General features: G+C 52.1%; 18 protein-coding genes. 15 read left to right on the top strand and 3 right to left on the bottom strand.

Annotated features, from left to right (window positions below):
* Positions 1-97 precede the first annotated feature (97 nt).
* Genes tsaE through tsaD form a run of 4 tightly spaced genes read left to right on the top strand, consistent with a single transcriptional unit; the run spans position 98 to position 3100 of the window.
* Complete coding sequence (gene tsaE, locus FTE24_RS06450) at positions 98-622, top strand: tRNA (adenosine(37)-N6)-threonylcarbamoyltransferase complex ATPase subunit type 1 TsaE (RefSeq protein ID WP_150232594.1); 525 nt, start codon at positions 98-100, stop codon at positions 620-622.
* 43 nt (positions 623-665) lie between these two features.
* Complete coding sequence (tsaB, locus tag FTE24_RS06445; RefSeq protein ID WP_150231705.1) at positions 666-1472, top strand: tRNA (adenosine(37)-N6)-threonylcarbamoyltransferase complex dimerization subunit type 1 TsaB; 807 nt, start codon at positions 666-668, stop codon at positions 1470-1472.
* 39 nt (positions 1473-1511) lie between these two features.
* Positions 1512-2039 (top strand): ribosomal protein S18-alanine N-acetyltransferase, encoded by a 528-nt coding sequence (gene rimI, locus FTE24_RS06440; protein WP_150231703.1) that lies wholly within the window; start codon positions 1512-1514, stop codon positions 2037-2039.
* Positions 2040-2044: 5 nt separating this feature from the next.
* A complete protein-coding gene (gene tsaD, locus FTE24_RS06435) occupies positions 2045-3100 on the top strand; it encodes a tRNA (adenosine(37)-N6)-threonylcarbamoyltransferase complex transferase subunit TsaD (protein WP_150231701.1) in 1056 nt (351 codons plus the stop codon).
* Between the two features lie 450 nt (positions 3101-3550).
* Here tsaD and FTE24_RS06430 read toward each other — a convergent pair whose 3' ends face one another.
* The gene (locus FTE24_RS06430) at positions 3551-5506 is read right to left on the bottom strand and encodes an ABC transporter ATP-binding protein (protein ID WP_150231699.1); all 1956 of its coding nucleotides are present in this window, start codon (positions 5504-5506) and stop codon (positions 3551-3553) included.
* A gap of 255 nt (positions 5507-5761) precedes the next feature.
* On the opposite strand from FTE24_RS06430, the gene FTE24_RS06425 reads away from it, so the two are divergent.
* The 4 genes from FTE24_RS06425 (at position 5762) to groL (ending at position 9146) form a co-directional block, all read left to right on the top strand.
* Entirely contained in the window at positions 5762-6400 is a 639-nt protein-coding gene (locus FTE24_RS06425) for a 5-formyltetrahydrofolate cyclo-ligase (RefSeq protein WP_337190030.1), read from the top strand.
* 69 nt (positions 6401-6469) lie between these two features.
* The gene (locus tag FTE24_RS06420) at positions 6470-6955 is read left to right on the top strand and encodes a MogA/MoaB family molybdenum cofactor biosynthesis protein (protein WP_141448876.1); all 486 of its coding nucleotides are present in this window, start codon (positions 6470-6472) and stop codon (positions 6953-6955) included.
* Between the two features lie 183 nt (positions 6956-7138).
* Positions 7139-7420 (top strand): co-chaperone GroES, encoded by a 282-nt coding sequence (gene groES, locus FTE24_RS06415; RefSeq protein WP_141448877.1) that lies wholly within the window; start codon positions 7139-7141, stop codon positions 7418-7420.
* 97 nt (positions 7421-7517) lie between these two features.
* Positions 7518-9146, top strand: a complete 1629-nt coding sequence (gene groL / locus FTE24_RS06410) for a chaperonin GroEL (RefSeq protein ID WP_141448878.1) — start codon at positions 7518-7520, stop codon at positions 9144-9146.
* Between the two features lie 140 nt (positions 9147-9286).
* Here the strand turns inward: groL and FTE24_RS06405 are convergent, their stop codons facing one another.
* On the bottom strand, positions 9287-9583 hold the full coding sequence (locus FTE24_RS06405; protein WP_150231695.1) for a tyrosine-type recombinase/integrase: 297 nt from the start codon (positions 9581-9583) through the stop codon (positions 9287-9289).
* A gap of 445 nt (positions 9584-10028) precedes the next feature.
* Between FTE24_RS06405 and FTE24_RS23605 the strand changes: the two genes are divergently transcribed.
* The 3 genes from FTE24_RS23605 to FTE24_RS06395 are packed head-to-tail and all read left to right on the top strand — an operon-like array spanning position 10029 to position 11563.
* Entirely contained in the window at positions 10029-10199 is a 171-nt protein-coding gene (locus tag FTE24_RS23605; RefSeq protein ID WP_415663171.1) for a DUF6731 family protein, read from the top strand.
* Positions 10172-10951, top strand: coding sequence for a DUF6731 family protein (locus FTE24_RS06400; RefSeq protein WP_337190029.1), 780 nt, complete (start codon positions 10172-10174; stop codon positions 10949-10951). The genes FTE24_RS23605 and FTE24_RS06400 overlap by 28 nt, the downstream gene beginning before the upstream one ends.
* A 24-nt stretch (positions 10952-10975) precedes the next feature.
* Positions 10976-11563, top strand: a complete 588-nt coding sequence (locus FTE24_RS06395) for a hypothetical protein (RefSeq protein ID WP_150231691.1) — start codon at positions 10976-10978, stop codon at positions 11561-11563.
* A 1050-nt stretch (positions 11564-12613) separates the two neighbouring features.
* Here the strand turns inward: FTE24_RS06395 and FTE24_RS06390 are convergent.
* Positions 12614-12823, bottom strand: coding sequence for a hypothetical protein (locus FTE24_RS06390; protein WP_150231690.1), 210 nt, complete (start codon positions 12821-12823; stop codon positions 12614-12616).
* 284 nt (positions 12824-13107) lie between these two features.
* Between FTE24_RS06390 and FTE24_RS06385 the strand changes: the two genes are divergently transcribed.
* From FTE24_RS06385 to FTE24_RS06370, 4 genes are all read left to right on the top strand, one after another.
* Complete coding sequence (locus FTE24_RS06385) at positions 13108-13809, top strand: hypothetical protein (RefSeq protein WP_150231688.1); 702 nt, start codon at positions 13108-13110, stop codon at positions 13807-13809.
* A 233-nt stretch (positions 13810-14042) separates the two neighbouring features.
* Positions 14043-14855: an alpha/beta hydrolase gene (locus tag FTE24_RS06380; RefSeq protein WP_337190024.1), complete on the top strand. Its 813-nt coding sequence runs from the start codon at positions 14043-14045 to the stop codon at positions 14853-14855.
* Between the two features lie 87 nt (positions 14856-14942).
* Entirely contained in the window at positions 14943-16451 is a 1509-nt protein-coding gene (locus tag FTE24_RS06375; protein WP_150231684.1) for a phytoene desaturase family protein, read from the top strand.
* 46 nt (positions 16452-16497) lie between these two features.
* A complete protein-coding gene (locus FTE24_RS06370) occupies positions 16498-17835 on the top strand; it encodes an aldehyde dehydrogenase family protein (protein ID WP_237401669.1) in 1338 nt (445 codons plus the stop codon).
* Positions 17836-17857: the final 22 nt, after the last annotated feature.

Raw genomic sequence — 17857 nt, 5'->3', positions numbered from 1 at the left:
TTCGGGAAGCGGCAGGGTGCCCTCGGCGAAACATTTGCGTTATAATGGAGAGATCAACGAACCGGACCGCTCGCGGGAGCTTCGTGCCGGTGAGGAAATGAAGGTGGAACGAAGCGTGGAGGCATACGAAACATACAGCAGGACATGGATCTCGCGCGGCGAAGCCGATACGGCGCGGTTGGCCGGCTATTTTGCCGCGCTGGCGCAGCCCGGAACGGTCATTGCGCTGGACGGCGATCTGGGAGCGGGCAAAACGAAGTTTTCGCAGGGGTTTGCCGCCGCGCTTGGCGTGCGAGGCATCGTGAACAGTCCGACGTTCACGCTGATCAAGGAATACGAAGGCCGGCTGCCGCTGTACCATATGGACGTCTACCGGATTACGCAAGATGAAGCCGAAGACCTGGGGCTGGACGAATATTTCGAAGGCCGCGGCGTATCGCTCGTGGAATGGGCTTCGATCATTCCCGACCTGCTTCCGGCGGGCCGGCTGAATCTGCATATCGAACATGCGGGCGGAGAAGGCCGCCTCGTGACATGCGAAGGCATCGGCGCGCCGTATGCGGCATGGGTCGAGAACCTGCCGGAACCGGGCGTGCTCGAACAGTCGAACAATTCCGAATGACCGAATAAGCCTGAATAATCGAACAGGGATGGAGACATTGCAGATGGAAAACAATAACGGGGCGCAGGGCCGGGTGTTGGCGCTCGATACGTCGAGCGCTTCCCAGGCCGTCGCGGTACTCGAAGGACAAGACATACGGTTCGAAAGCAGCAGCCTGGCCGAGCGCAACCATTCGGTCAATCTGCTGCCGGAGATCGAACGCGCGCTGCGGGAGTCCGGCACGGACAAGCGGGCGCTTGCGGGTATCGCCGTCGGCATCGGACCCGGCTCATATACGGGCGTGCGGATCGCCGTTACGACGGCGAAGACGCTGGCGTGGGCGCTGAAGCTGCCGGTCGCGGCCGTATCGAGCCTGGAAGCTCAGGCTTGCTCCGGACTGGAAGTTGCCGCTCCGCAGGGGCGGAGCTGGATCGTGCCGCTCGTCGACGCGCGGCGCGGCCAGGCGTATACGGCGCTGTTCGAAGCGGCCGGCCCGATCGGCGCGGCGCCAGAAGGGCAAGAGGCGCAGCCGCTGACCCGGTTGGCCGACGACGCCATCTTGATGGTGGACGACTGGACGGCGCGGTTGGCCGAACGATGGAACGCGCTGCCGATTGGCGAACGCCCGGAATACGTGCTGTTCACCGGCGAGACGGACAAGCACGGTGAGACCGTGCGCAGTCTGGCCGGATTGACCGGCCTGCCAGCGGAGCGGGTGCTGCTGCAGGACTGCACGGCCGAAGCCCGCTGGATCGGGCGGATCGGCACGCGCAAGCTGGAGAGCGGCGACACGGTAGACGCGCATGCGCTGCTGCCGAATTATACGCAGGTTACGGAAGCGGAAGCGAATCTGCTGCGCAGCCGACCATAACGCAGGCCGAATGGAACAGAGAAAGGGGATCCGCGCAGCATGCAGCATAGAGAAATCGAATCTTCGTCGTCTTCGAACGAGCCGTCCGTACATTTTCGGACGATGCGGCTCGAAGACATCCCGGACGTGATGGTGATCGAACATGAATCGTTTTCGCTGCCGTGGACGGAACAGGCGTTTCGCAGCGAGATGACGCTGAATCATTTTGCCCGCTACCTGATCATGGAAGTGGACGGCGAAGCGGCCGGTTATGCCGGCATGTGGACGGTTATGGACGAAGCGCATATTACGAATATCGCGGTGCGCACAGCGTACCGTGGACGCAAGTTGGGCGAACGGCTGCTGGACGAACTGCTCGGCATGGCCGGGTCGCTCGGCCTGGAGCGGGCGACGCTCGAAGTGCGGGTCAGCAACGATGTGGCCCGCAAATTGTACGTCAAAACGGGGTTCCGCGAAGTCGGAATCCGCAAAGGGTATTATTCCGACAACAACGAAGACGCCGTCATCATGTGGATTGGCCTGCAGGGGCGCTCCGGCGCGGCAGGGCATACGGAAGGAAGCGTGTAACAGGCATGGATAACGTAGCAGAACAGCAAACAGGGCGGGCAGGCACGTACATTCTCGCGGTCGAGACGAGCTGCGACGAGACGTCGGTCGCCATCGTCAGAGACGGCCGCGACGTGCTGGTCAATCTCGTGGCCAGCCAGATCGAGACGCACAAAGCGTTCGGCGGCGTCGTGCCCGAAGTGGCTTCGCGCCAGCATGTGGAATGCATCACGCGGCTGATGGAGCAGGCGATTGCGGAGTCCGGGCTTGAGCCGGACGAATTGTCGGCGATCGCCGTCACCGAAGGGCCGGGACTCGTCGGCGCGCTGCTCGTCGGCATCATGGCGGCCAAAGCGCTGGCGTTCGCGCTGGACAAGCCGCTGATCGGCACGCATCATATCGCGGGGCATATTTATGCCAACCGGTTGACGGACGAGATTCAATATCCGGCGATCGCGTTGGTCGTCTCGGGCGGGCATACCGAGATCGTCCGCATGGAGAGCGAAGGCCGGTTCGAAGTGGTCGGGCAGACGCGCGACGACGCGGTCGGCGAAGCGTACGACAAAGTCGCGCGTTCGCTCGGATTTCCGTATCCGGGCGGGCCGCACGTCGACCGGGCGGCGCAGGCTTCGGACACGGCTGCCGCGCTGCCGCGCGTCTGGCTGGAAGAAGGCTCGTACGATTTCAGCCTCAGCGGACTGAAGTCCGCCGTGCTGAACCTGGTCAACCAGAGCCGGATGAAAGGCGAGGAGATCGATCAAGGCGCGATCGCGCGCGGTTTCCAGGAATCCGTCGTCGAAGTGCTCGTCGCCAAAGCGGTGCGCGCCGCGCACCAATTCGGCGCGAAGCAGCTGCTGCTGTGCGGCGGCGTCGCCGCGAACGGCGGCCTGCGCCGCGAACTGACGGCGCGCTGCGCGGCGGAAGGGATTCCGCTCGCGATTCCGCCGATGCCATACTGCACCGACAACGCCGCGATGATCGGAGCCGCCGCTTACGTGAAGTGGACCCGCGGCGAACTGAGCGATTTGTTCATCAAAGGCGAACCCGGCATGTCGCTGGAACAATGGTCGGTCGCGGAGTGATCCGTTTGCCAGCCGCCACGAAGCGGAGACTTGCCCGCTTCGCCTCTCAATCAAGACCTCTTCCCCGGCGGAAGAGGTCTTTTTGTGTAAACGTTGATCGTTATTCGCAAGTGTGCCGTATCGGCAGTTAACGCAGGCTTTACTCCCCGTTGTCAATCCCTGCATAAACTTGTCCACATATCCCCGTCCGCTTGTGGGTAAGTGCTTCAATCCCGCGCCAAATGCCTGCTTCGGTTTTTATGCAAAAGGGGATATGTTTTTCAAAATGGAAGTTCGCAATCTGTGGATAATGTGGACGAAAAAGTGGATAAAATTGGTTTGGAGTGAAAATAGGCGGTATAAAAGCAAAAAACCGACCCTAAGGGCCGGCTCAATCTGCAATTCATACCTATTTCTGTGGATAACACGGTGGATAACAGGGATAAGCGAAAAATCGTATTGACAAAAAAATTATTCCGCCGCGAGTGTTTCCCATTCTTCGTAAGCGGCGGCGAGCTGCGTTTTGTGGGTATCGATCTGCGTCTGGCGTTCTTGAATAGCCATGTAATCTTCGTAAATTTCCGGAAGTGTCAACTCCAGTTCAAGAGCGGCCACGGAGCTCTCCAGTTCCGCGATCAGCGTCTCCAGCTGTTCCATGCGGCGCTGCCGGGCGCGTTCTTCGCGCTTGGCCTGCTTGCTTTCCTCGAACACGGCCTGCGTGTTTTTGGACTCGTCGGCTTCGCTGGCCTGGGCGGCCGCGGACTTGCTTTTCCCGCCGAACAGCGCCGCTTCCTGGGCGATCTCTTCGAGCTCCTGCTTTTTGTCGACATAGTCGTCGTAGTTGCCGAGGTAGCTGGTCACGCCGTTTGCGCTCAGTTCGATCACGCGTTCGGCCATCTTGTTCAGGAAGTAACGGTCGTGCGAGATGAACAGCAGCGTGCCGTCAAAATCGATCAGGGCGGACTCCAGCACTTCTTTGCTGTACAGGTCCAAATGGTTGGTCGGTTCGTCGAGCACGAGCGTGTTCGCTTCGAGCAGCATCAGCTTGGCCAGCGAGACGCGCGCTTTTTCCCCGCCGCTGAGTGCGGAGATGCGCTTGAGCACGTCTTCGCCGCTGAACAGGAAACTGCCGAGCACGGTGCGAATCCGCGCTTCTTCCATATGCGGATACGTGCTCCACAGTTCTTCGAGCACCGTATTTTGCGGATTGAGCGTGTCCTGCTCCTGGTCGTAGTAGCCGATCTGGACTTTGGCACCCCACGTGATCCGGCCTTCGTCCGGCTTGAGCCGGCCGATCAGCGCTTTGAGCAGGGTCGACTTGCCGACGCCGTTCGGCCCGATCAGCGCGACCGTCTCGCCGCGGCTGAGCGCGAACGACGTCTGCCGGAACAGCTTGTCGCCGTCGTCATAGGACGCGGACAACCCGTCCACGTGCAGCACGTCCTTGCCGGACGAATATGCCGATTGGAACGAGAAGTTGGCGCGTTTGAGATCGCCGGCCGGACGGTCGAGCCGATCCATTTTCTCCAGCGCTTTGCGCCGGCTCTGGGCCCGCTTCGTCGTGGAAGCCCGGACGATATTTTGCTGAATGAAAGTTTCCATCTTCGCGATCTCGCCCTGCTGCTTCTCGAACTGTTTGAGGTCCGCTTCGTACTCGGCCGCTTTGAGCTCGGTATACCGGCTGTAGTTGCCCGTATAGCGGCGCGCCCGGTGGCGTTCGATCTCCACGATCGCCGTAACCGTCTTGTCGAGGAAATAGCGGTCGTGGGACACGATCAGCAGGCCGCCGTCATAGCCGCGCAAATAATCTTCGAGCCAGGTGAGCGTCTCGATGTCCAAATGGTTGGTCGGTTCGTCGAGCATGAGCAGGTCGGGTCCGCGCAGCAGCATTTTCGCCAGCGCGAGCCGGGTCCGCTGTCCGCCGCTGAGCGTCGAGACGATCGTCGAAGGATCGAAATCGCCGAAGCCCATCCCGTGCAGCACGCTGCGGATCTTCGTGCCGATCTCGTAGCCGCCGTGGTCGCGGAACCAGTCCGAACGCATGGCGTAGCGGTTCAGCAGATCCTGATACGCTTTGTCCTGCTCGGAGTGCGAGGAGCCTTCGGTGATCGCAAGCTCCATCTCGCGGATTTCCCGCTCGGCTTCCAGCAGGTCGGCGAAAACGTCCAGCATCTCTTCCTGGATCGTGCGATCCGACTGCAGCCCGCTGTTCTGGGCCAGGTAGCCGATGGTTGTTTCTTTGTTTTTGAAAATCTGGCCTTCTTCATGAGACATTTCGCCCGCCAAAATTTTGAGCAGCGTCGATTTGCCCGCGCCGTTGACGCCGACGAGGCCGATGCGTTCGCGCTCCAGTATTTGAAACGTAATGCCTTCCAGAATGCTCTGGACGCCGTATCTTTTTGCGATTCCCGTTGCTTGCAGCAGCATAATTCGAAGTCCTCCGCGCTTATCAAATTGGTCTTTTGTGATTTCATTTTACCGTAGAAAGGTGAAAAAACCAAAGAGGACGTGCGCAAACGGTTTGCGGGCGCGGCGCGGCCGGAAAATCGGCGGCGATCGGGGCGCGAAAGTTTTTTTAGGAAAAAGCCTCCGGGGGCTTCGCAGAGCCTCTACAGCGGTGGTTATTTGCGCAAAACAATGATAAACTTGAGCATGTGAGAACAAAAAAGAGAACAGAAGAGAATACGGGAGGCGAGCGGCATCGAACCTTTACCGGACAAGACGGAGCTGCGGCTTCGAATGGAACGGGTGAGAGCAGAGCTGCCCGAATCGCTGCGCCTTGAGGCTTCTTCCTTCGTTTGCGAATATGCCGCCGATCGGCTGGACGCCCTGCGCGAGCGCAAAGGTTCTCCTCTGGTCGTGCTCGGCTACCTGCCTTACCGCGGAGAACTGGATATCCGCCCGCTGCTGGAGACATGCCGCGGTTGCGGGGATACGGTGCTTGCGCCGCGCATCGAGCGGGGAACGCGCCGCATGCGGCTGTTGGAACTCAAGAGCGCGGCAGACGAGGCGTCCGGTAGTTGGGGCATTCCCGAGCCGAAGGAGCATCTGTCCGAATGGCCGGAAGACCGGCTCGGCAGCATCGACGTGATGTTTGTGCCGGGCCTGGCTTTCGACTTCAAGGGCGGGCGCGTCGGCTACGGAGGCGGGTTTTACGACCGGTTGATGGAGCGTTTCGAAGCCTGCGGCGCAAGCCCGGGCATTTGGGCGCTGTCTTTTGCCGAGCAGACGGTGGAGGAAGTGCCGATGGAACCGCACGATTTCCGGATAGAACTTCTGATCGTGCCGTCGGGCATGAACAGTACGCAGGACCTGGTCTGACGGCAGCGGCTTCGGTCGTATAGATAGGAACGGACGCAAGAAGAGCGATGGATGAGAAGAGGTGACCCCATGCTGTGGAAAGTGGCAATCTTGACGGCCAGCGATAAGGGAGCACGAGGCGAGCGTGAGGACACGAGCGCGCAGGTGATCCGGGAGTTGGTGGAGGAAGAAGTAGGCGGCGAAATTATCGAATACCGGATCGTGCCGGACGAGTCGGACGAGATCGTGGCGGCATTGATCGAAATGACGGACTATTTCCAGGCGGATCTCGTGCTGACGACCGGAGGCACCGAGCTTGCGAACCGCGACGTGACGCCGGAGGCGACGAAGCGGGTCATCGAGCGGGAAGTGCCGGGCATGGCCGAAGCGATGCGGATGAACGTGATGCACAAGAACCGGGCGGCGATGCTGTTCCGCGGCATCTGCGGCATTCGCGGCCGTTCGCTGATCGTCAATCTGCCCGGCACGCCAAAAGGCGTGCACGAGAACCTGGCGGCCATCATGGACCAACTGCCGGAAGCGCTGCTGATGGTGACGGGGCAGTACCGGCAGTAATCCCGGGCACGCAACAAGAAGGACGGCCCCAGGCATGCGGGGTGTCTTTTTTTGTGCGGGGGGGACTTGAAATTTTGCGGCGAGACTAGTAATATAAGACTTGGCTGTTAGCACTAGGCGTTGTCGAGTGCTAACGAAGAAGATTCAACACTTCAATCAACCTTTACAAGGAGGCTATTTTTCATGATCAAACCGTTAGGTGAACGCGTACTCGTAGAAGCGATCCAGCAGGAGGAAACGACTTCGTTCGGTATCGTGCTTCCGGATGCTTCGAAAGAAAAGCCGCAGGAAGGTAAAGTCGTTGCCGTAGGCAGCGGAACCCTCAAAGACGGCGTTCGTACTCCGCTCGAAGTGAAAGAAGGCGACGTGGTACTGTTCTCCAAATATGCCGGCACCGAAGTGAAATACGAAGGCAAAGAATACCTGATTATGAAAGAAAGCGACATCCACGCCATCCTGGCGTAAATGTCCCCTTACACATACGTTTTTTGAACGAAAGTGATTGAATGCAGCGTCTTGAACGCAGCAGCGCAATTCCATATCCCAGGGAGGTTATTCGACCATGGCTAAAGAGATTCTGTTCGGAGAAGAAGCCCGTCGCTCGATGCTTCGCGGCGTAGATGCACTTGCAAATGCGGTAAAAGTAACGCTCGGTCCAAAAGGACGCAACGTGGTGCTGGAGAAAAAATTCGGCAGCCCGCTGATCACGAACGACGGCGTGACGATCGCAAAGGAAATCGAACTGGAAGACGCTTTCGAGAACATGGGCGCCCAGCTCGTCAAGGAAGTCGCAACGAAAACGAACGACGTAGCCGGTGACGGAACGACAACCGCTACCGTTCTCGCTCAAGCGATGATCCGCGAAGGCCTCAAGAACGTAACGGCCGGCGCAAACCCTATGGTTATCCGCAAAGGCATCGACAAAGCGGTCAAAGCTGCGGTCATCGAACTGCAGAACATCGCGAAGCCGATCGAAGGCAAACAATCGATCGCCCAGGTTGCGGCTATCTCCGCGGCTGACGAAGAAGTGGGCGAACTGATCGCCGAAGCGATGGAAAAAGTGGGCAAAGACGGCGTTATCACCGTTGAAGAATCCCGCGGATTCGCAACGGAGCTGGAAGTCGTGGAAGGTATGCAGTTCGATCGCGGCTACATTTCCCCTTACATGATTACCGACACGGACAAGATGGAAGCGGTTCTCGACAACCCTTACATCCTGATCACCGACAAGAAAATCAGCACGACGCAGGAAATTCTGCCGCTGCTTGAGAAAATCGTTCAGCAGGGCCGCGCGCTCGTAATCGTGGCTGAAGATATCGAAGGCGAAGCGCTTCCGATGCTCGTCCTGAACAAACTGCGCGGCACGTTCAACGCCGTTGCCGTCAAAGCTCCGGGCTTCGGCGACCGCCGCGAAGCGATGCTGCAGGATATCGCCGCTCTGACCGGTGGACAAGTGATCACCGAGAAGCTCGGTCTGGAACTGAAAGCGACGACGATCGAGCAGTTGGGTTCGGCTCGCCAGGTTCGCGTAACGAAAGAAAACACGACGATCGTGGACGGTGCCGGCGTGAAGACCGACATCGACGCTCGCGTTAACCAAATTCGTTCGCAGCTGGAAGAAACGACTTCCGAGTTCGACAAAGAAAAACTGCAGGAGCGTCTGGCTAAACTTGCCGGCGGCGTAGCGGTTGTCAAAGTCGGCGCGGCAACGGAAACGGAACTGAAAGAACGCAAACTGCGCATCGAAGACGCGTTGAACGCGACTCGCGCAGCCGTTGAAGAAGGTATCGTATCCGGCGGCGGCACGGCTCTGGTTAACGTATACAAAGCTGTAGCGGCTCTGACGGTAACCGGCGACGAAAGAACGGGCGTCAACATCGTTCTGCGCGCTCTGGAAGAACCGATCCGCACGATCGCGGCTAACGCCGGCGAAGAAGGTTCCGTTATCGTGGACCGTCTCAAAAAAGAAGAAGTGGGCATTGGCTACAACGCCGCTACCGGCGAATGGGTCAACATGTTCGAAGCGGGCATCGTAGACCCTGCGAAAGTCACGCGTTCCGCTCTGCAAAACGCGGCTTCCGTAGCAGCTATGTTCCTGACGACGGAAGCGGTTATCGCCGACAAGCCTGAACCGGCCGGCGCTGCGGCTCCGGATATGGGCGGCATGGGCGGTATGGGCGGCATGATGTAAGTAGGCGTTTCAAACCCTTGCTGCATAAGGCTTTGCCTCGACACACGAACTGAATATTTAACGAATGTTTAACGTAGGCCGCTCATGAGATCACTAAATCTCTGGGCGGCTTCTTTTTTGAGGTTTTGTGTAACGTGGGCTTAGATCAGCCGCGTTACTTCGTCGTCAGCGTGGCCCAGACGCTCCATGATAGAATCGAGCGTGGCTCGAACCTCAGCCAGCAAAGAGGTATGCGTATGGCGGAAGGTGTGCGGCGTGAATGACTCACTCAGCCCGGAGATTTTGATAATGCGCTGCATGCGCAGTGCGATCTTTTTAAAAACGTCGGGGTAGCCCGGATTTTTGCGATTACCCATAATTGCAGAAACAAATCCGCCATTAAAATATTTTGGAGTTTGGAGCCTGAAGTCTGCTTGTCGAATTTTGAGTAATTTCAATGACTACATAACATCTTGTAAGCGTGTTTGACATACGACAAACATTCACACAATGCTCAACGTGACTGACCGGCTAAGCAAACTCCGAAGAAATTGCTGGTCTTGTTCAGGTAGCCATTAAAGCGCCTACTAAACGTAGCTTCTGCATGTGAAAAGCATAATAGCTCGTTAAAGCTGGTGGAAATATGATTTAGATACATTCCGAAGCTTTACGGTCGTAATCCAATAGCATTGGTAATAAACCTAATTAGGTCAATTTTGATTAGGTTTATTTTTATAATGAGATAAAAGTGATATTATATTGATTAGGAACATTTGTTCGTATATACTTGAATTATAAAGATAATTCAAAAAAATCGAAAAATATTTATTTATAAAAGGTGATTTTGATCTTCTGAAGAATACATTACTGAGCAACTATGCTTAATAATGTAAATAGCAGAGGATGATTATAATGAATTACAGGAAAGTTAAATTTCAATACTTTCAAGTTTTTAGTCAAGCTCTAGGGGGAGCTCCGAACCTTTTTGATCTCAAGCAGTGGATATCTCAAATGGCAACAACCTCTTTAGAGAACAGAGTTAAAGAATACAATGGAGAGAGAGTGCACGGTTAGAAGAAGCGTATTATGATGAGGACTTCGAATTCTATTTTCTTCATTTTGTAAGACTCAGAGCCACTAATATTCCTTCAAGAGCAAAACTAGACACCAACGTCGAACCTATGGAGTTAGAGGATGACGAATACTTAGGAGAAGAGGTCTCAGCGCTTTATGATGAGTCTCGCAATATACTTATGCTCCAAAGAAATAAATACAGCTTGAGTCCGACAGGAATTGAAGATTATTTTAATTTATCTTGGGGTGGAAATGAAACTCTCTCTTTAAGAGCGATTGCAATACCCGATCCATTTATGCTGGCAAGGAGACCTACTATCTACAGAAAAATAAATCTTCGACTTGCAAATGTTACCCAAGCAAAAGAACAAGGAATTTTAAATAATTTAAATTCACGACTTTCTCAAATCGTCGATTCTTTTGGGTCACTTAATGGAGTTAATGCACAGATTACAATAACAATGGGTATGAAAAAAGAAGAAAATTTGAATGAAGAAGAAGTGGGACGTATACTGAATGATATCGAGGAAAATCCAGAGTTGTTTTCGGGGGCAGAAATAACAGTCAAAGAAAGTGATGAAGGGAAAGTTGAATTAATCGACCTCTTGAATAATGTGGCACACGATTATGCCACGTTTAGAATGGAGGCCAGAACAACTTTAAATCACTATGCTATTGCTGAAGCTATGTATTTAAAATACCATCCTCGAAACGGCAATAGACAAGCAGAAGTAATGGCATATTTACGCTAAAGTAAACCTGAGAGGGAGAGTGCGATGAGTGATAAAAGCAAGTATAAAGAGTGGATTCCTCGCTTGATTCCATGGCTTGTTTCGATTTCTATTGTTACGCTCTCTCTTTACTTAGGTTTTTCTTACATGTTAAATAAATTTGAGAAAGTGCTCGATTCCTTCATTCCATTTAGTTCTATCATGGTCGGATTCTTGGCTACATTATTAGGTATTTTAATGACTATTCGTAATACGCCAATAATGAAAGTTATAGAAAAAGAAAAACAATTGCCTGTATTGAAATACTATTTCATAGAACCTATATTATGTGGATTTATCGTCGTTATCATGTCTACCATACTTCAATTGCTCTTGGCTTCAAAAGAATCGTGGGTACAGTATTTTTTTGCAACCTGGTTATTTTTTTGCTGTCTATTCGTAATTTCTTCTTTCCGAGTGATTCGTCTATTGCTCGAAATATTGTTCAAGTCTGACTCTACGCAAAGTGGTGAACAAATCAATGACACCCCAAGTATTACTGGGGTTAATAATAAGCTGAATATACCGACCAAAAATAAAGAAGACAAAAAGACAAATCTCGGACAAGAATTGATTACTGAAGAGAAGAACTGATTTTTTACATTAGTTTTCCGAAAAACTCGCACAGGAGAAATCCTGTAGCGGGATTTTTTATATAGGATAATTCTTTTTTATCTATAGTAATTATTTTTTATACATCTGATTATGTCAGAAGCCATTCAGTGTAATACGCATGATGTCTTCCGGCCAATCCTCTTCTCTATATTTATTAATTATAAGTTCGTCTCTTCGCATAATTACATTCCTATAATGAATTGCATGTCTCGGCTTTGCTTCTTCTTGAGTAACACTAACCCGTCCTTAATTAAAATGGACTTAAATAAATTCTTCTAAAGATTTTGGGGGATATTTGTTAGCTCATACCTATCATCGGTTAGCTCAGTCAGATAATTTCTACTCTCAAATTAGCCGATGACATATATTTTAAACTCCTTAATTTCACTGTTGCTCGAAGCATAATCCATAGCCACAGCTTCGAGCGCATCAGCCTTTTCGGGCGGTGATCCGTTGAAGCTTTCGATCTTCTCGATCTCGGCTCGCCAATCTCCAGCAATAGCAGGTTCGACTGCAGGTTCAGTAAAAAGTTCTTCAGTTATCGGCTTGGTTACTACTTTTTTTCGACTGTAGCTTTTGCCGTCGTTGCTGCCGGAGAGTTGGCAACTGTGATCGTCGCGATTACGAAGCACCCGAGCGCGATTAGGCCATTGTGTTTAAGTTTAGGCTTTTTCTTCCGTAGGAGATTGACCATAGCCATCATCCAAAAGATGATGAAAGCGATAAAAAAATGCCGAATACTGCTGTCAAAATTATTCCCCTACCTGATATGGACCATCAAAAGGGTACTAGAATAGAAGAGAAGTTAGATATGAATTTTTCATCGCCGATATCATGTTAAATTTAACGAAAATTTAACGCGCTCTTGTCAAATAAATTTAAGTCTCGTTAAAGATGCTAAAGCTGACGGCGCATAGGACCTTTAAATACCATAATTCCATACATTCTTATAAGCAAAAGTTATTACAACGTCATTAGGATATAGAGGTATGATATAACAGATTCGCTCAGAACCTTACTCATACATATTTAAAGTCTTCTTTGAGAGCCTTTTTCCTTTTTTTTAGCTTTCCTTTTTTGGAGTACATGTAGAAAAAGATAGCCTAAAGCGACGACTACGGTAGCCAGTAGGGAAGCGAGTACGGAAGCGAGCGTTAAAGTTCGACCTAGTACATAAGCGATAAAAATCCCGGTTAAAAACGTTAAAATCAGATTGCTAATCATTTCATTCCGTTTCATGATATTCCTCTTTTCTTGTTTTGAATGCTTAATTTCGTGGTTTCTAAGTCAACTCCTATAGAAGGCATTTATCCAATCGGCATTCAATAGACTATTGGAATATGCATTGTCTAGCTATGCAAGTATTTTCATCTTCTGTTTAATCATTTAATTAAGAATACACAACGTATTATATAAAATAGATTTAGAGAAATTAATAAAATAAAATAAATATATTATACACATCATAAGAATAATGTGGTATTTTTAAATTATATCATATTTCTTTTAAAAGGAGATTGAAAATGAAGAAAATTGTAACAGCTGCTATGGCTAGTGTTATGCTTATGACTACGGTTGTATCGTCTGCTTTTGCTGAGAATTCAACGGAGATTTTGTTGGCAGATCAAACCGATCTTAAAATCAGTGCAGAATTAAAACAAAAGGCGGATCCTTATGTTACTTTGGAAAAATCACAATTCAAACTTTCCCCAGAAGCTTTTAAAGTACTAAACAAAGATGAAATTTCCCTTGTTACTTCTGCATTGGAAACAGCCAATTTACAAGCCAAATTGATTTTAGACGACGATCAAGGTTATGCGACCATCGAAAGAGATAGTATTAAAATTAGATTTACAGCTCCCGCAGAACCTTCTGATGAGATAGCAATTAATGCTATCAATACTTCTTCATATTATGATTTTGAAGTGCTTTGGTGGGGCAATCGCAATTTCTTTTCTCATGCTCTGATTCAGGACATTAAGTCCCATACATTATATGTAGCGAGTACAGGAGGCATTGCCACAGGTTTGTTAAATGGAACATTAACTAAGTTAGGTATTCCTGGGTGGATCTCTAACATTATAATTGGTGTCGTAGTATTTACAGGTGCTCGAATGGTCTATACAGACCAAGGCAGAGGTGTGTATGTTGACACATTTTGGGGTGGCGGTATAGTAGGAGGTCCCATTAATTTTTCTGCTTCCAAAATATATGCAGCTTGGTGATGCCATTGTTGTGGCCGCCTAAGCGAAAGCCTGCTCGGGTTCCAGCCCGCAGCAGGCTTTTTTTTTGCTATGTTAGTACCTTTAATGGAATAAAGGGTAATAGCGATAGAGAACAAATGTTGGCCCCGATCGACGTTCAAGTTCAAACCGTAAAAAGCGAGGTAATGCTAGTGTTGACCCTTATGGCGGCAAGGTGCCTTCGTCTTCTGCCCAATCGGGCGAAAAAGACGCCGATGCTCCCGAGTGAGCCCGTACAAGACAAAAAAGAGATGCAGGTCGAAACTTCCGTCAAAACCACGGATATTTCCTTCTACTATCCCTCGAATACCGAATCGCACAATCTTCCGGTTTACGTTAATTTTCACGGCGGAGCGTTCATTATGCACGACAAGGAGATGGACGATCCGTACTGCCGCTACCTGGCCAACCGGACCGGCTGCGTCATCGCGAACGTGGAGTACGCCAAAGCGCCGGAGTGTCCTTTTCCCGGCCCGGTCGAGCAGGTGTATGAAGTGTTCCGCTGGATCAAGAAGAACGCCGGCGAATTGAACATCGATGCGGACAAAATGATGGTCGGCGGACAAAGTTCGGGGGCTAATCTGGCCGCGGCGCTTTGTCTGTATTTGGAACAAAAAGAAGAAGAGCAGCCGCTGCTCCAGATGCTGTCCTGCCCGATGCTCGATTTTGCCACTCCTTTTTCGCATAAACCGGAACCGAATCCATGGCGTGCGCGGTATCCCCAAGTCGCCCATTTTTTGAACCTGTGCTACGTACCGGGCAAAGGCCAGGCGGAGCATCCGCTCGCTTCCCCGGTTCGCGCTGTCGTCAGCGATCGATTGGCGTCCGCTTTTATTCTTATCGCGGAATTCGACGCTTTCAGACCGGAAGCGGAACATTATGCGAAGAAATTACAGGTAGCCGGCGTATCTGTCGAGCAAAAGCTGTTCAAAAACTGCAAACACGCGTTTACCCATCTGGGTCCGAGACAAAAAGCGGAAGAAGCGTGGGAGCTGATCGCCCGCAAAATTAGGGAGACGGCCCAATAAACGGCGTGTAGAATAACGGAAGGTGCAAGCCTGCTTGGCGCAACGCTGAACCCCATTTTCGATTTACCGGAAGGAGAAACCCGACAAGTGAAAACGACAAACAAAAACGTACTGGTTATCGGAGGCGGACTTGGAGGACTGTCGGCCGCGATCTCGCTGGCACAAGCCGGATACGGCGTCTCTTTGTACGAGAAAAACGATCATATCGGCGGCAAGCTGAACCGGCTGGATCAGGACGGGTTCGGCTTTGATTTGGGCCCGTCCATTTTGACGATGCCCCGGGTGTTCGAAGATTTGTTCACGGCCAGTGGCAAATCGATGCAGGACTACGTGCGGACCGAGAAGCTGGATCATCAATGGCGTTCGTTTTTCCCGGACGGCAATATTATCGACCTGTACGAAGATTTGCAGGAAATGCAGGAGAAGAACACCGTACTGAGCGAAAAAGACATGCGCGAGTATCAGAATTTGCTGAACTATTCCAAAAAGCTGTATGACATGACGGATAAAACGTATTTCAAGCATGGCGTCGATTCGACGAGAGAGATCATGAAGCATACGACGCTGCTCGGCGCTCTGCGCAATTTCGATCTGTTCTCGACCGTGCGCGGAGCGATCGACAAACGGATCAGCAACAAGCAGTTCAGCGATATGCTGTCCTACTTTATCAAATATGTCGGTTCGTCGCCTTACGACGCGCCGGCCGTGTTGAACATGATGATCTACATGCAGCATGATCAGGGCGTCTGGTACGTACCCGGCGGGTTGAACAAACTGGCGGACGGTCTGGTGAAGTTGGCCGAAGAAGTCGGCGTCCAGTTCCATCTCGGAACCCCGATCGCCAAGCTGGAGAAGAAGAACGGCGAGATTACGGGAGCGGTGCTGCCGGACGGCACGAAGCTGACCGCGGACTATTACGTTTCCAATATGGAAGTCATTCCGGTGTACGAACGGCTGCTGGAAGAAGACAAAGATTTTGTCGGCAAATTGAAGAAAAAATTCGAACCGGCCAGTTCCGGTCTCGTTATGCATTTGGGCGTCAAGAAGAGTTATCCGCAGCTTCGTCACCACAACTTCTTTTTCGCGGAAAATATGAAGCAGCAGATGCAGTCGATTTTCCATGAGCACAGACTGCCGGACGATCCGGTCATTTATTTGGTCAACGTCAACAAGACAGACCCGTCGCAGGCTCCCGAAGGACACGAGAATATTAAAGTGCTGCCGCATATTCCTTATATTCAAGACGAGAAACCGATTACCGAGCAGGAATACGAGCAGTTTGCCGAGCGTACGCTGATGAAGTTGGAGAGAATGGGTCTGGACGATCTGCGGGCCAACATCGTGACCAAAGACGTCTGGACGCCGGACAAGATCAGACAGATGTACGGCTCGGATCGGGGCGCCATCTATGGAACGTTGTCCGATCGCAAAAAAAATAAAGGCTTCAAACATCCGAAACAAAGCGAACGGTACAACAACCTGTACTTCGTGGGCGGAACGGTAAACCCGGGAGGCGGCATGCCGATGGTAACGTTGAGCGGCCAACTGGTCAGCAAAAAAATCGTGCAAAGAGATTCCGGCCATGCCGGACAATGAACACCTCCTTCCGGAGAATTTACCGGACAGGCAGCGGGCAGAACTTTTGTCCAAAGGAGTTCCTTCGAGCGAGCAGCGCAAAAAACGGCTGATCCAGCTGAAAAATATGCTGGTCGAGCACGAAAAAGCGTTGACCGATGCGCTGCATGCCGATTTGGGCAAACCGGCGTTTGAATCTTTTTCGTCCGAGCTCGCCGTTCTGTTGAACGAAATCGATTACGTCTGCAAGCATATCGACAAATGGAATCGGCCCCGGAGATCGCGGCATCTCAAGCTGGGCTATATCCAATCGCTTCACAAAAAAAGGCATCCGCACGGAAGCGTACTTGTGATCGGATCATGGAATTATCCGGTCCAGCTGACGTTGATGCCGGTCATCGGAGCGATCGCCGGCGGCAACGCCTGCGTCATCAAACCGTCCGAATCCGCGCCGGCTTCGGCCGAACTGCTCAAACGGCTGATCAATCAACAGTTTCCGCCGGAACAGCTGTATGTCGTGACCGGAGATGCGGAGACGGCCAAGCAGTTGACTTCGGCTCCGTTCGATTTGATCTTTTTCACGGGCAGCGGCGGAACAGGCAAAGCGGTAGCCGATCAGGCCGCCAAACGGCTCACGCCGGTCATTCTGGAACTGGGCGGGAAAAATCCGTGCATTCTGGATGAAACGGGCTTTTCCGCAGCCGCTGTCCGGGATATCGTCTGGGGAAAATTTCTGAATGCCGGCCAGACCTGCATCGCGCCGGATACGCTGTATGTCCATCAGTCCGTGTACGAACAGACGCTGGACGAAATTTCCGCGGCGCTGACCGCTTTCTACGGCGAGCTGCCTCAGGCAAGCACAGATTACGGCCGGATCTGTACCGAGAATCATTTTGACAAAGTGACCGGGTTTGTCGGGCAGGGAACGGTTCGGCACGGCGGCGCGTCCGATCGCGCCGACCGGTTCGTCGCGCCGACCGTGCTGACGGATATTCGACCGGGCAGTCCGGTGTTGGAAGAAGAGATTTTCGGGCCGGTTCTTCCGGTCATTCCCTATGCCGATCTGGAGTCTTTGCTGTCCGGCGGCAGCCTGCAGCGTGATGCGCTCACCGGCTACATGTTCAGTCAGAACAACGACCGCATTCGGCGGTTCAACGACTATATGCGCTCGTCGACGATCGGCGTCAATCAGGTCATCCATCATGCCGCGAGTCCCCATATCGCATTCGGCGGGGTCGGCCGCAGCGGATACGGCGCTTACCACGGCAAAGCCGGGTTTCTGGCGTTCAGTTACGAGAAAACCAACTACCGAACGTATCATTATTTGCGTTTTCAAGGCAAATTTCCGCCGTATTCCGACACCAACCTGAACGCGTTGAAGAAGTTAAGAAAATGGCTGCTGTAGGAAAAAAGCACAAAGCAAATAC

The sequence above is a fragment of the Saccharibacillus sp. WB 17 genome (genome assembly GCF_008634075.2).
GTDB lineage: Bacteria > Bacillota > Bacilli > Paenibacillales > Paenibacillaceae > Saccharibacillus > Saccharibacillus brassicae.
Note: the sequence above shows the minus strand (reverse complement) of the source record. Positions and strands in the feature narration are given on the sequence as shown.